We start from the raw sequence: 14,559 nt of genomic DNA on the forward strand, positions 1-14,559 counted from the left end.
TATGTCGATCGTTTTTTCGTCGCGCCGCACCCGATATGCCAGCCCGCTGGACCGGTCGGGAAGCGGGCAGCCTTTGACTTTGCGACCCAGCGACATGGTGTCTGGCTCGTCATTTGAAGCGGAACGGCTGACCGCACGGCTAAGGCTGACCAAGGAGATGCGCGTGCCCGTGACCGAGCAGAGCCAGAACAAGGCAGCGCAGGAGGGCCCGGCGACAGCGCAGAATGAGCATGAGGTTGCGCGAAATGCTGCGGCTCCGGCACCGGAAGCCCGGAACGAAACCGATCAGAAAATAACAGACGACAGCACACTGGAAACAACATTCAGCGCCGCTTCTCCCCGACGGCGCGAAACGCCGGAGACCGTCGCCGTGGAAGGGCGTGCGGGTGACGGCGAAGGGGTGGCCAATGCCGAGGACTCGGAACCGCAAACCGCCGAAAGCCCGACCGCGCGCATGACCCCCTCGTCCCGGTCGGGTGGGACGGATCGCATGGGCACCACTATCGAGGCCGAAGCGAACAAGCCGCTGCTGCGCACTGGTTCAAGCGATGGCGGCGGCAAAGGGCCACCCCAAACTTTTCACAAACGCACGCCGCCCGAAGACTTTCAACGCACCCTTCGGACCTCGATGCGAGCGATATGGCGAAACCTTGCCTTTGTTCTGGTACTGACCTGCGCGACCAATCTGTTGATCCTGGCGATCCCGATCTACCTGTTCCAGATCAGTGACCGGGTGCTGACCAGCCGCTCGTTGGACACGCTGATCATGCTGACCGCGATCGTGGCCGGGGCAATCATCTTTCAATCGGCTTTCGATGCGGTGCGGCGCTTCATGTTGATGCGCACCGGGGTCGAAGTGGCGGCGCGACTGGGTGCTCCGACCCTCAGTGCCGCAGCGCATGCCTCGTTGCACGGGACGGGACGCGAGTATCAGACGCTGGGTGATCTGCAGCAAATCCGCGGCTTTCTCGTTTCAAGCACCCTTCTCTCCTTTTTGGATGTTCCTTTTGCGCCGTTGTTCATCCTTATGATTTTTCTGGTTCACCCAGAGTTGGGCATGATCGTGGTGGTGACGGCCGTGATCCTGATGGTTATCGCGCTGATCAACCAGCGGATGACGGCCAAACCGTTTGCCGAGGCCAACATGGCCCAATCTCTGGCCAACCAGCATCTGGATTCGATGTCGCGGAACAGCCAGATCATCAACGCACTTGCAATGATCCCCGAGGCGGTTCGGATCTGGGGACGCGACACCGCCAACTCCCTGACCTGGCAGGTCCGGGCGCAGGACCGAAACGTGGTGTTCGCGGCGATCTCGCGCACCGTACGCCTGCTGACGCAGGTCGGCATTCTGGGATGGGGGGCCTATCTGGCCCTGCAAGGCGAAATCACGGGCGGCATGGTGATCGCGGCCTCGATCATCGCTGGGCGGGCTTTTGCGCCAATCGAAGGGTCAATCGAGGGCTGGAATACATTCCTGCTGACCCGCGGTGCCTACAGCCGCATCAAGGCATTGCTGTCCAATTCGGCGCTTCAGTATGAGAAGCTGCGCTTGCCCCGCCCCGAGGGACGAGTGGATGTTGAACGCCTTCTGTTTGTACCCGGGGGTACCAAACGCGTGGTTCTCAACGGCATCAGTTTTTCGCTCAACCCGGGCGAGACGCTGGCGATCATCGGCAACTCGGGCGCGGGCAAGACCACGCTGGGCAAAACGCTGGTAGGATCGATTCTGCCGACTTCGGGCAGCGTGCGGCTCGACCTGATGGATATCCGAAACTGGGATCCGCGCCAGTTCGGCGAAAGCATCGGGTACCTGCCGCAGGACGTTCAGCTGTTTCCGGGCACGATCAAGGACAATATCGGCCGAATGCGCGCCGATGCCACCGATGAGCAAATTCATGATGCTGCAGTTCTGGCCGACGTGCACAACATGATCGCCACCTTGCCACAGGGCTATGAAACGGTGGTCACTGCCGATGGCTCGCCCCTGTCTGGCGGTCAGAAACAAAGGATCGCGCTGGCCCGCGCGTTCTTTGGCAATCCGCGGATGGTGGTACTGGACGAGCCGAACTCGAACCTGGATGTCGCGGGCGACAAGGCTCTTGCCCGGGCGATCGAGCAGGCGAGGGAAAACAAGATTACTGTGGTTGTGATCACTCAGAAACCAACGCTTTTGAACGTGGTGGACAAGATCATGCTGCTGACGGACGGGCGGGTCGCCCTGTTCGGTCAGCGTGAGCAGGTGCTGCAGCAACTGAACGGGCCGCGTCAGCAGCCCGAGTTGAAAGGGTAGACGGGGGTAAAGATGAACGAGTTGGTACAAGTAGACGATCCCGCCCTTTGGTACGCCGAGGTTCCGAGATCGATAACCAAGTTCATAGTCGTGGGCACCGTTTTGCTGGTAGCCTGTTTCGGCGGGTTCGGCCTGTGGTCGTTTCAGGCGCCGCTCGCGGCCGCAGTGATTGCACAAGGCAGCTTTGTTGCCACCGGGCGCAACAAGATCGTTCAGCATCTTGAAGGAGGCATCATCGAACAGATCCTGGTCACCGAAGGCCAGACCGTACAGGAGGGTCAGGTCTTGATGACACTGGACCAGACCTCGGCCGAGGCAAATGAGCGTGAATTGTTTATCCGCAAGATCCGCCTTAAGGCGATGGTCGAACGCTTGCTGGCCGAATACGCCGAAAAGGACACTCTGGAGTTCTCACCCGCCTTGATCGAGGCGTCCGACGACGTGGAGGTTATGACCATTCTCGACAATCAGCGCCTCAGTTTTGAAGTCTCGCGCAAAACGCTGCTGAATGACATTGCCCTTCTCGAACGCAATATCGAGGCGCTGAAGATCAGGGCCAGCGGCTTCGAGGCGCAATTGGAAAGCATGGAGCGCCGCAAGGCGATCCTTCAGGAAGAATACGAAACCAAGAACTCGTTGTTCGAAAAAGGGCTTGTCCGAAAGGGTGAGTTGAACACCATCCGACGGGTCCAGGCCGAAGCGGACGGGCAATTGGCCCGACTGGTGGCCGAGGCCTCGGAAACCAGCCAGATGCTGCTGAAATACGAAGAGCAGATCACCCGGACCCGGTCGGCCTATCGCGAAGCGGCGCTGGACGAATTGGGTGTGATCGAGGCGGATCTGGAAAGCGTGCGGGAAAAATCGCGCCAGGCCAGCAGTGTTCTTGCCCGCGCGGTGGTGCGCGCCCCGGTTGATGGCACGGTCGTGCGACTGCACTATCACACGCCGGGCGGCGTCATCGAGACCGGCAAGCCGATTGCCGAAATCCTGCCAGCCGATGCCCCGCTGATCATTGAGGCCCAGATCCCGCGCACCGATATCGACAGCGTTGTAACCGGCCAGGCCGCGACCGTGCGGTTGGTGGCTCTAAATCAGCGCACGACACCGGTTCTGACGGGCGAAGTCTTCTACGTCTCGGCGGACGCGATTCTGGAAGAAGCCAGCGGAATACCGCAAGAGGTCTATCTGGCCCGGGTGTCGTTGAAGCCCGAAGAGATGGACCGCGTACGGGGCTTCATTCCGACCCCCGGTATGCCGGCGGAGATCATGATCCAGACCGAAGAACGCACCTTTGCCGCGTATATCGCCAAGCCGATCGTCGACAGCATGTCTCGGGCCTTTCGCGAGCAATAGGCGCCCATCATAGCGCTTACAAATACAAAAGGCCCCGTGCTAGCATTCGTGAAAATCCGGGAGGGACCGCACGAATGCCATTGACCGTTCAAGAGATGCTTGAGGCCGCGAATTCCGTTGTTCAACGTATCAGCGCCGCGCAAGCAAGAGAGTTATTGCAGCAGGGTGCGCTGCTACTGGATATTCGCGATGCGCCTGAACTGGAAAAGACCGGTCGCGCCGTTGGGTCTCACCATATCTCACGCGGTATGCTCGAGTTTCGTGCCGATCCTGCGCTGCAGTCGCATGACCCCGAGCTGCGGAAAGATCGCCCGATCATTCTGCATTGCGCCTCGGGCGGACGGGCGGCACTTGCGGGCAAGTTGCTCAAGGACATGGGGTATCAGCATGTCTACAACCTGGGTGGGTTCTCGGACTGGGTAAACGGCGGGGGCGACTATGTCGGCCCGGTTGATTCCGGGATGTAGGAACCCAGCCTGATCTGCATCAAGGCCGATTTTTTCCGCTTCGGCAATCTGAGGGTCAGACGCCATCAATAAGGACGACTGGCCATGATGAGACTTTCAGCGCTACTGTATTCCCTGATCGCGACCGCCCTCGTGGGGACGGCCGTTATCGCCGTGCTGACCGCGGGGATGGTTTCGGCCCTGGCCATCGTGGGCGCCGCAGCCGTCGGAGCGGTCGCGGCTTTGCCCGCATCCTGGCTGGTCGCCAAGCGCCTATACCAATAGAGAGCTTAGGCGGCGTTCAGAAATGTCCGGACGGCAGCTTCGAACTCACGCGGTTTTTCGGCGTGCAACCAATGGCCTGCGCCCAGAATCTTGGCGAAACGGGCGTTCGGGAACAAGGATTTGATGATTTCGCGGTGACTTGCCTGAACATAGTCCGACTCCGCACCGGCGAGAAACAGCGCCGGACCGTCCCAGTGCGAGGTAAAGTCCGGAAAACCCATGATATTCGACATCTCTTTGGCCAATACGTCCAGATTCAGCCGCCAACGTTTGCCGGGAACGTCCAGCGACTGAGTGAAGAAGCTCTGCAACGCCTTCTCGACTCCGAGATCGGCCAGTTGCTGTTCCACATCCGAGCGGCGCGCGACCTGTGTCATGTCCACGGCGCGCATGGCCTCGATATATTGCATTTGCGTGTGGCTGTACCGAACCGGAGCAATGTCCGCCACGACCAACCTGTTGACCATTTCGCCATGCTCGAGCGCCAATGTCATTGCCGACTTGCCGCCCATCGAATGCCCGATCACGTCTGCCACGCCGCCCATGCTTTCGATGACCTCAGCCAAATCATCCGCCAATGCCGGATAATCGTGCCGGTCGTCCCAGAAGCTGTGGGCGTGATTGCGCATGTCGACCGCCACCACCTGACGTTCGTCTGACAGCCGACGCGCGATCACCCCCCAGTTTCGGGCCGATCCGTATAGCCCATGGGCAATCAGCAGCGGTGTGCGGGACGTCGGTTCGCCATGTGTGATCGTGTTCAGCATGTCTTTCTGATAGCCTCCGGCGCCCCGGACAACCAGCCCCATTGTGACCGCCTGCGCAGACCGTTAGATTGCCCCATCAGGAGGGGCGCATGGCTCAGGAAACAGAAATTCAGACCCAGATCGCGCAGACGATAATCCTGTTGCGCAAAAAACTGGGCGCAAAGGGCAAGACCCTGGCCGAGTCGGTGCGCCGTGCCAAGCGTCGCTTGCCGCGTAAGGTCTACAAACAGGCAATGGAACTCGCCCGTGCCGAGCCGTTGGTCGAGCATCCCAAGCTCCGGCTGACCCTGGACTCGCCGACCCTGGAAAAGGCGGCGAAGGATGTTCAGTCGCATCTGCGCGCCATTAATCTGGCGGATCGCCGCTGGGGTTGGTTCCTGGGCATGCTCGGGGGGCTGGCCTTCAACATTCTGGCCTTGGCCGCACTGTTCCTTGTCGTGCTTTGGTGGCGCGGTCTGATCTGATCAGGGCATCTGCCGGCAAGGAAAAATGGCGCCCGAAAAAGGCGCCATCTTGTTGTTTCTAAACTTGTAGCGTCAGAGGTTCGGGTAGATCGGGAACTTTGCGCACAGATCCGCGACCTGCGCTTTGACCCGCGCCTCGACCTCACCGTTGTTGTCTTCACCATTGGCGGCCAGTCCATCGACCACCTCGATGATCCAATCCGCAATCTGGCGGAACTCGGGCTCTCCAAAGCCTCGGGTCGTGCCGGCGGGCGAACCCAGACGGATGCCGCTGGTCACGGTCGGCTTTTCTGGATCGAACGGCACGCCGTTCTTGTTGCAGGTGATGTGCGCACGGCCCAGCGCCTTTTCGGTCGCGTTGCCCTTGACGCCCTTGGGGCGCAGGTCGACCAGAACAACATGGGTGTCGGTGCCGTGGGTCACCGTGTCCAGGCCGCCCTTGATCAGTTGATCCGACAACGCCTGAGCGTTGACGACGACCTGTTTGATGTAGTCTTTGAACGAAGGCTGCAGCGCCTCGCCAAATGCCACGGCCTTTGCCGCGATCACATGCATCAGTGGGCCGCCCTGGATGCCCGGGAAGATCGCCGAATTCACCTTCTTGGCGATCGTCTCGTCATTGGTCAGGATCATGCCGCCACGCGGGCCGCGCAGGGTTTTGTGCGTGGTGGTCGTGGCCACATGCGCGTGCGGGAAGGGGCTGGGATGCTCGCCCGCGGCGACCAGACCGGCGAAATGCGCCATGTCCACGTGCAGATAGGCGCCCACCATGTCGGCGATCTCGCGCATGCGTGCAAAGTCGATCTGGCGCGGAATGGCAGAGCCGCCGGCGATGATCAGCTTGGGCTGGTGTTCTTTGGCCAGCGCCTCGACCTGATCGTAGTCCAGCATGTTGTCCTGCTTGCGCACGCCGTACTGAACCGCATTGAACCACTTGCCCGACTGGTTGGGCTTGGCGCCATGGGTCAGGTGACCGCCAGCATCCAGGCTCATGCCCAGAATGGTGTCGCCCGGCTGGATCAGCGCCTGGAACACGCCCTGGTTGGCTTGTGATCCCGAATTCGGCTGCACGTTGGCGAATTCGCAACCGAACAGTTGCTTGGCGCGGTCGATGGCCAGGTTCTCGGCGATGTCGACGAACTGGCAGCCGCCATAGTAACGCCGACCGGGATAGCCTTCGGCGTATTTGTTGGTCATGACCGAGCCCTGCGCCTCCATGACGGCTGCGCTGACGATGTTTTCCGAAGCGATCAGCTCGATCTCGTCGCGCTGACGTCCCAGTTCGGAGGTGATTGCCCCAAAAAGTTCAGGGTCACGATCCGCGAGGGACTGGGTGAAGAAACCGGTATCACGAAGGTTGGCGTTCATGGGCGCTCCGCATGGCTGAGGTTGGTTTGGCGGATTTCCTATAGGAAACTGTACGGATGAAAAAGACTTTAAAGCGACGAAATGGCCAGCTGCGGCGTCACGTCTGGCCTAATGGGGAAAGGTATGTTTGTTTCGGAACCAAATGCGCAGCACCGGAAACCGGAAAACATGACCAAGAGAATCGCTTTTCTCGCCAGCGACGTGGATGTCGCGCAGTCGGCCCGCAACAAACTGGTGGCACGCTATGGCAATGCGGCGCCCCGAGATGCGGATGTCATCGTGGCGCTGGGCGGCGACGGGTTCATGTTGCGGACGCTGCACAACACGCAGCATCTGGATGTGCCGGTCTACGGCATGAATCGCGGGACCATCGGGTTTCTGATGAACGAGTTCCACGAAGCCGATCTGATGGAGCGTCTGAGAGCCGCCGAAGAAGAAGTCATCAACCCCTTGACGATGAAGGCCATGGACCAATCGGGACAGGTGCACGAAGCCCTTGCGATTAACGAGGTTTCGTTGCTGCGCGCCGGTCCGCAAGCCGCGCGCCTGAAGATCAGCGTGAATGGCCGCGTGCGGTTGGCCGAACTGGTCTGTGATGGCGCGCTGTTGTCCACGCCCGCCGGGTCGACCGCCTACAACTATTCGGCACATGGCCCGATTCTGCCCATTGGGTCGGACGTTCTGGCGCTGACGGCCATTGCGGCCTTTCGCCCTCGGCGGTGGCGCGGTGCGTTGCTGCCCAGCACGGCGCACGTGCGCTTTGACGTGCTTGAAGCCGACAAGCGCCCGGTGATGGCGGACGCTGATTCCATATCCTTTCCGGATATCGATTGGGTCGAGATTCGGTCGGAACCCAAGATCCGCCACAGGATCCTGTTTGACCCCGGGCATGGCCTGGAAGAGCGTCTAACGATTGAACAATTCACATAAATTCCCGAAATTCTCGGGCTTATGTGAAGCAGTTCACAGGACGCTGACCATCTCTCAGCTATGCTGAACCTGCCCGGAGAACACGCCGCGGTGGGAGTGAGTGGCCACCAAATGGTGTTTTCGGATGATTGCGCAGTTTTCGCGCTGGCGAGGGTGGGTGGTGCTACGCTCGTCATCACAATCCGGGCATATTTTAGCACGTGGACCCCGGGCTCTCAGTCCCGGGGTCAATTATTTTGGGGCATTTGAAAGCGGTTGGTGTTTCAGCCCGTGCTTGCCAGATCGGCCCACAGGTGATCAGCCATACGACCAACCCGGGCTTCAATTGCGACGGCTGCGTCCACGGCAAGGTCCTCGCGCCAGCGCTGCGCCGCGATCTGAACGTTGATTGGTTGGCGCCCGTTCGGCAATTCGGCCAAACGCGCCGGAACGCAGGCGGCGGGTAGGCCCAGAAAGTTCATGGCGTAGGAATAGACTGCGCAGCCCAGCACTTCGTGCACACCTTCCGAGCCTTCTGTGTCGCGGTCGGGTCTGAAAAAGGGCTGCGGCAGGAAAGGAGACAGCACCAGCGGATAGTCCTCCATGAACAGGGACCATTCCCGCGCATGGTGGCTGCGCTGCGCCAGCGCCCGGATCAGGTCCGGTCCGGTGATCGGGGGAAATTCCTGGAAGTAAGTGGCAAAGATGCGTTGGATGGTCTCGGACCCGGCCGCCTCGACATCGGCTTTCATCAGGGTCAGAACCTCGCCCATTAATGCGCGATAACCAATCCGTCCACATTCAAAAACGTTCGGAGCGTCGATCTCGTCAACGGTGTACCCGGCATCAACCAGTGCATCACGGGCCGTGTCCAGCGCCTTGTCGACCTCGGGGTGGAGATCGTAACCGAAAGTGTTCTTGGTGAAAGCCACCCGCGGCTGCTGGTCAGGCTCGGCCATGCGCCATGGCAGCGGAACGTGAAACGGATCGCGCGGATCCGGCGCGATGAGGCTGGGCATGGCCAGGTGCAGGTCAACCGCGCTGCGGGTGATCAGTCCTTGCACCGACATCAGTTGCGCCAGCAGACCGCGTTCGGCGGTTTGGCTTGGGTTCCATGCGGGGACGCGGCCAAGGCCCGGCTTCACTGTGACCGCGCCAAGGGCCGCGGCCGGGAACCGCAGGCTGCCGCCGATGTCGTTGCCATGCGCCAGCGCCCCCATGCCCGTCATCACCGCCACGCCGGCCCCGCCCGAGGAGCCGCCGGGCGAAATATGCTGTCCCCACGGGTTGTGCGTGCGCCCATACAGCGGGTTGTCGGTGTCGGCGCGGAATGAGAACTCGGGCGTGTTGGTCCGGCCGATCACCACCGCACCGGCCTTCAGCAGGTTCGACACGACGGGCGCATCGTCAGGGGCAATTACGTCTTTCAGAGCGGCCACGCCATTGGTCGTGGCATGGTCTTTCTGGTCGACATTGACTTTGATCGTGACGGGAACGCCGTGCAGCGGGCCGGTCGGTTCGCCGCGCGCCCACTGGGCATCGAGGGCGCGGGCGCGCTCCTGCGCCTCGGTGCTGAGGTCTTCGACGACGGCATTCAGCGCCGGGTTCAGCGCGTGCATCCGGTCGATCGCACTTTGGACGGCTTCGGTCGCGCTCAATTCGCCGGAGCGGGTCAGTTTTGCTAGTTCTGCAGCGCTCAGGCGCCAGATGTCGTCATTTGCCATGTGCCCTCCGTCAAGGGCACAGTAGGCGGTCTGCCAATGGTTGCAACCCTGCAGGGCAGGGCGGGCGGCCCAGGGCCGCACAATGCCCGGTTACTGGGCGTAACCGATTGATTTCAGGGCTTCGGTGATCTCGTCCAGAATGGCCGGATCGTCGATCGTGGCTGGCATTTTGTATTTCTTGCCATCGGCGATCGACACCATCGTTCCACGCAGGATCTTGCCGGACCGTGTCTTTGGCAGACGATCCACTACGACGGCCAGCTTGAATGCTGCTACGGGCCCGATTTTGTCGCGCACCATCTGCACGACCTCTTTCGCGATCTCGGCATGGTCACGATTGCAACCCGCGTTCAGGCACAGGAAGCCAACCGGGGCCTGACCCTTCAACTGGTCCGATACACCGATGACTGCGCATTCGGCCACATCGGGATGGGCGGCCAGAACCTCCTCCATCGCGCCGGTTGACAGGCGGTGGCCGGCGACGTTGATCACGTCATCGGTGCGGGCCATGATGTAGAGGTACCCGTCCTCGTCGATCATGCCTGCATCGCCGGTTTCATAATAGCCCGGGAAATGCTCGAGATAGGATTTCTTGAAACGCTCCTCGGCATTCCACAGGGTCGGCAGCGTGCCCGGGGGCAGTGGCAGCTTGACCGCGATCGCGCCCAGTTCGCCCGGTTTCATCGGGTGACCGCCTTCGTCCAGGATCTGCACGTCATATCCGGGCATCGGCTTGGCGGGCGAGCCCAGCTTGATTGGCAGTTCCTCGATCCCCAGCGGGTTTCCAGCGATGGTCCAGCCGGTTTCGGTCTGCCACCAGTGGTCGACGACCGGAACCTTCAGCGCGTCCTGTGCCCAAGTGATCGTGTCCGGGTCGGCGCGTTCACCGGCCAGGAACAGGGCCTTGAGGCAGGACAGGTCGTATTTCGCCAGCATTTCGCCCTTGGGGTCCTCGCGCTTGACCGCCCGGATCGCCGTTGGGGCGGTGAAAAAGCTTTTGACCTTGTGCTCGGATATCACCCGCCAGAAGGTGCCCGCGTCGGGGGTGCCGACGGGTTTGCCCTCGAACACGATGGTGGTGTTGCCGTGGATCAGCGGACCATAGCAGATGTAGGAATGCCCCACGACCCAGCCCACGTCTGAGGCCGCCCAGAACACGTCGCCGGGATCGACGTTGTAGATGTTCTTCATCGTCCAGTTCAGAGCCACAAGGTGCCCGGCCGTCGGCCGCACGACACCTTTGGGTGCGCCCGTGGTGCCCGAGGTGTAAAGGATGTAGGCCGGATCATTGCCTTCGACCGGGACACACTCGGCCGGCTCAACGCCGTACTGGAAGCCGTGCCAGTTGAAGTCGCGCCCCTCGACCAGCTTGGCCACTTCCTGTTCGCGCTGGAAGATCACGCAGAAATCGGGCTTGTGTTCGGCCATGTCGATGGCACCGTCCAGCAGCGGCTTGTAATGCACCACGCGACCGGGCTCCAACCCGCAGGACGCCGCGATGATCGCCTTGGGTTTGGCGTCGTCGATCCGCACCGCCAGTTCGTTGCTGGCAAACCCGCCAAAGACCACCGAATGCACCGCACCCAGCCGCGCGCAGGCCAGCATCGCCTCAAGAGCCTCTGGGATCATCGGCATGTAGATGATGACGCGGTCGCCCTTTTCGACGCCCTTGGCGCGCAGCGCGCCGGCCAGGGTCGCCACGCGATTGCGCAGCTCCATATACGAGATTTCGCGCTTGGTGTGGGTGATCGGGCTATCATAGATGACGGCGGTTTGCTCGCCTCGGCCGTTTTCAACGTGGCGGTCCACCGCGTTCCAGCAAGTGTTCACCTTGGCATCACAGAACCATTCATAGAGAGGGGCGTTGTCGTCAAACAGGGCCTTGCTTGGCGGTTGGAACCAGTCGATCCCCTTGGCCGCGTCCATCCAGAAAGCCTCTGGGTCTTTTTGCCAGCTCTCGTAAACGTCCTGGTATGCCATGGGTCCTCCTCCCAAAAATTGCTCGCATTGTGTTAGGCGCGGACGGCTGACCGAGCAAGCGGCGCGCGTGACGGCGCGTCAGTTTATCGCGAAATATTTGCAGAACCGCCCCATTTGCCTTGCAAAGTTTTGCAAATGATCCTTGTTTTCGCGCCTGGGCGGGAAATTTTTGCGGAACTTGCAAATTTGCGAAGCGTCTGGTGCAAAAGTGGCGTTGCCAGATTCGGATCAGGTCGTTGTTCCCGCATATCGGGGCAGACTGTCCTCGATGTTCAGCCAATGCAGATGCTCGGCGTGAAAAACGTGAAACCGGGGCGCGGCATCCTCGGGGTTGTCCAACGTGGCGGTATAGAGGTGAATGTTCACCCGGTCGCGGGCATTGCGGTATGCCATCGGCGTGCCGCAGGTCCCGCAGAACAGGCGTTCGACATCCTTAGACGAGTTGTACACGTGCGGCGCATCCCCCGACCACGTCACCGAACCGTGGGGCAGCCCGATGAACGCGGTGACCGGGGCGGCGCAGTTGCGCCTGCAATCCGCGCAGTGGCAGTAACAGCTCCAGGCGATCTCGGCATCGCTGGCCCATCGCACGTCGCCGCAGTGGCAGTGACCATTCATGATGACCTCCCTCGACAGGGCGGCCAGACCGGTCGGGCCGCCGTGTTCAACCGTAGTGCGCGACGGGCGTTCCGGCAATCGCCGCCATGTTCAGCAGCCCGCGTGCCGTGATCGAGGGTGTCACGATATGCGCCTTGTTGCCCATGCCCATCAGGATGGGGCCAACCTCGATGCCGTCGGCCTTCATCTTCAGAATGTTGCGCACACCGCTGGCCGCGTCCGCATGGGCAAAGATCAGAACGTTGGCCGCCCCCTCCAGGCGGGAATTGGGGAAAATCCGCTCGCGCAGTTCGGGGTCCAGGGCCACGTCCAGGTTCATTTCGCCTTCATAGATGAAATCGCGGGGCTTGCTGTCCAATATCGCGATCGCTTCGCGCAGGCGCTTGCCGGACCCCTCGGCCTGGTTGCCGAATTGCGATTGCGAGCAGAACGCGATCTTTGGCGTCAGCCCGAACCGCCGCACATGCCGCGCGGCGCCCACGGTGATCTCAGCCAGTTCTTCCGGGCTGGGCAATTGCCGGACATGAGTGTCGGCGATGAACAGCGGGCCGTCTTCAAGGATCATGAGGGACAATGCGCCATGCGGGCGCAGGTCGCCGTCGTCCAGAACCTGTTCGACATAGTTCAGATGCCAGCGATACTCGCCGAAGGTGCCGCAGATCAGGCTGTCGGCCTCGCCGCGATGCACCATGATGGCGCCGATGGCGGTGGTGTTGGTGCGCATGATGGCCTTGGCCAGGTCTGGCGTCACGCCGCGGCGCTGCATGATCTGGTGGTACGAGTTCCAGTAGTCATAGTACCGCGGGTCGTTTTCCGGGTTTACGATCTGGAAGTCCTGCCCAGGGCGGACCGACAGGCCCAGACGTTCGCAGCGCGCCTCGATCACCTCGGGACGGCCGATCAGGATCGGGGTTTCTGTGGTTTCCTCAAGAATCGCCTGAGCGGCGCGCAGCACGCGCTCGTCTTCGCCCTCGGCAAAAACGATGCGGCGCGAGGCAGCGGCGGCGGCCTCGAAGACGGGGCGCATCAGAAGGGCGGACTTGAAGACCGTCTGGTTCAGCTTTTCCTTGTAGGCTTCGATGTCCTCGATGGGGCGTCTGGCCACGCCGCTTTCCATCGCGGCCCGGGCCACGGCCGAAGACACCACACCCACCAGCCGTGGGTCGAACGGTTTCGGGATCAGGTAATCGGGGCCGAAGGTCAGTTGTTCGCCCTTGTAGGCGGCTGCGGCCTCGGCGCTGGTGGTGGCGCGGGCCATTTCGGCGATGCCTTCAACGCAGGCGATCTGCATGGCATCGTTGATCTCGGTCGCGCCCACGTCCAGCGCACCGCGGAAGATGAACGGGAAACACAGAACGTTGTTTACCTGGTTCGGGAAATCGCTGCGCCCGGTGGCGATGATGGCGTCGGGGGCCACTTCGCGTGCGGCGTCGGGCAAGATCTCCGGGGTCGGGTTCGCAAGGGCAAAGATGATCGGTTGTTTGGCCATGCGCGCGACCATCTCGGGCTTGAGCACGTTCGACCCGCTGAGGCCCAGAAACAGGTCGGCGCCGTCGATCACCTGATCCAGCGTGCGCAGGTCGGTTTTCTGGGCGAATTGGTCCTTGTGCGGGTTCATGTCCTCGGCCCGGCCTTCATAGACCAGCCCGTGAATGTCGCACACCCAGATATTCTCGCGCTTGACACCCAGCTTGACCAGCATGTTCAGGCAGGCGATCCCCGCCGCACCGCCACCGGTGGAAACCACCTTGATGTCCTCGAACCGCTTGCCAGCCACGTGCAGCGCGTTGCGCGCAGCAGCCCCCACCACGATGGCTGTGCCGTGCTGGTCGTCGTGGAATACTGGAATATTCATCCGCTCACGGCATAGTTTCTCGACGACAAAGCAGTCGGGCGCTTTGATGTCTTCGAGGTTGATCGCGCCGAAGGTGGGCTCCAGCGCGCAGACGATATCGGCCAGCTTCTCGGGGTCGGGTTCGTTCAGCTCGATGTCGAAACAGTCGATGCCAGCGAATTTCTTGAACAGAACGGCCTTGCCCTCCATTACCGGCTTGGAGGCCAGCGCGCCGATATTGCCCAGCCCCAGCACCGCGGTGCCATTCGAGACGACGGCCACCAGATTGCCGCGCGCAGTATACATCTCGGCGGTGGCGGGGTCTGCCTTGATTTCAAGGCTCGCCTCGGCGACACCGGGCGAATAGGCGCGCGCAAGATCGCGCCCGTTGGCCATGGGTTTGGTCGCCTTGATCTCCAGTTTCCCAGGCTTTGGATGCGCATGGTAATCAAGTGCGGCCTGGCGCAGGCTGGGTGTGTCGGACATGTCAAAACTTCCCGTTTGGAATTTAGTTTAGT

12 protein-coding genes are annotated in these 14,559 nt (G+C 61.4%); 6 read left to right on the top strand and 6 right to left on the bottom strand.

Going from position 1 to position 14,559, the window contains the following annotated elements; all coding sequences use genetic code 11:
• Nucleotide 1 precedes the first annotated feature (1 nt).
• The 4 genes from ACR0FC_RS01455 to ACR0FC_RS01470 all read left to right on the top strand — a co-directional run bounded on the left by ACR0FC_RS01455 (nt 2) and on the right by ACR0FC_RS01470 (nt 4,377).
• Nucleotides 2–2,293 carry a type I secretion system permease/ATPase gene (locus ACR0FC_RS01455; protein WP_170337635.1) on the top strand — a complete coding sequence of 764 codons (2,292 nt, stop codon included), beginning with the start codon at nt 2–4 and terminating at the stop codon, nt 2,291–2,293.
• Between the two features lie 12 nt (nt 2,294–2,305).
• Nucleotides 2,306–3,646: an HlyD family type I secretion periplasmic adaptor subunit gene (locus ACR0FC_RS01460; RefSeq protein ID WP_170337636.1), complete on the top strand. Its 1,341-nt coding sequence runs from the start codon at nt 2,306–2,308 to the stop codon at nt 3,644–3,646.
• Between the two features lie 74 nt (nt 3,647–3,720).
• Nucleotides 3,721–4,113, top strand: coding sequence for a rhodanese-like domain-containing protein (locus tag ACR0FC_RS01465; protein ID WP_093962649.1), 393 nt, complete (start codon nt 3,721–3,723; stop codon nt 4,111–4,113).
• Nucleotides 4,114–4,197: 84 nt separating this feature from the next.
• Nucleotides 4,198–4,377 carry a hypothetical protein gene (locus tag ACR0FC_RS01470; RefSeq protein ID WP_170337638.1) on the top strand — a complete coding sequence of 60 codons (180 nt, stop codon included), beginning with the start codon at nt 4,198–4,200 and terminating at the stop codon, nt 4,375–4,377.
• A gap of 5 nt (nt 4,378–4,382) precedes the next feature.
• On the opposite strand, the gene ACR0FC_RS01475 is transcribed toward ACR0FC_RS01470, so the two are convergent.
• Nucleotides 4,383–5,186, bottom strand: coding sequence for an alpha/beta fold hydrolase (locus ACR0FC_RS01475; RefSeq protein WP_254432904.1), 804 nt, complete (start codon nt 5,184–5,186; stop codon nt 4,383–4,385).
• Between the two features lie 47 nt (nt 5,187–5,233).
• On the opposite strand from ACR0FC_RS01475, the gene ACR0FC_RS01480 reads away from it, so the two are divergent.
• Nucleotides 5,234–5,608, top strand: coding sequence for a hypothetical protein (locus ACR0FC_RS01480; protein WP_170337639.1), 375 nt, complete (start codon nt 5,234–5,236; stop codon nt 5,606–5,608).
• A gap of 72 nt (nt 5,609–5,680) precedes the next feature.
• Here ACR0FC_RS01480 and glyA read toward each other — a convergent pair whose 3' ends face one another.
• On the bottom strand, nt 5,681–6,976 hold the full coding sequence (glyA, locus tag ACR0FC_RS01485; RefSeq protein WP_170337640.1) for a serine hydroxymethyltransferase: 1,296 nt from the start codon (nt 6,974–6,976) through the stop codon (nt 5,681–5,683).
• 168 nt (nt 6,977–7,144) lie between these two features.
• Here glyA and ACR0FC_RS01490 point away from each other — a divergent pair, with 168 nt between their 5' ends.
• The gene (locus ACR0FC_RS01490) at nt 7,145–7,906 is read left to right on the top strand and encodes an NAD kinase (protein WP_170337641.1); all 762 of its coding nucleotides are present in this window, start codon (nt 7,145–7,147) and stop codon (nt 7,904–7,906) included.
• 263 nt (nt 7,907–8,169) lie between these two features.
• On the opposite strand, the gene ACR0FC_RS01495 is transcribed toward ACR0FC_RS01490, so the two are convergent.
• The 4 genes from ACR0FC_RS01495 to ACR0FC_RS01510 form a co-directional block, all read right to left on the bottom strand.
• Nucleotides 8,170–9,609, bottom strand: coding sequence for an amidase family protein (locus tag ACR0FC_RS01495; protein WP_170337642.1), 1,440 nt, complete (start codon nt 9,607–9,609; stop codon nt 8,170–8,172).
• A gap of 90 nt (nt 9,610–9,699) precedes the next feature.
• Entirely contained in the window at nt 9,700–11,589 is a 1,890-nt protein-coding gene (gene prpE, locus ACR0FC_RS01500; RefSeq protein WP_170337643.1) for a propionate-CoA ligase PrpE, read from the bottom strand.
• Nucleotides 11,590–11,817: 228 nt separating this feature from the next.
• Nucleotides 11,818–12,207 (bottom strand): GFA family protein, encoded by a 390-nt coding sequence (locus tag ACR0FC_RS01505; RefSeq protein ID WP_170337644.1) that lies wholly within the window; start codon nt 12,205–12,207, stop codon nt 11,818–11,820.
• Between the two features lie 46 nt (nt 12,208–12,253).
• The gene (locus ACR0FC_RS01510; protein ID WP_170337645.1) at nt 12,254–14,527 is read right to left on the bottom strand and encodes an NADP-dependent malic enzyme; all 2,274 of its coding nucleotides are present in this window, start codon (nt 14,525–14,527) and stop codon (nt 12,254–12,256) included.
• Between the last annotated feature and the right edge of the window lie 32 nt (nt 14,528–14,559).

The organism is Ruegeria sp. BB9 (assembly GCF_056539345.1).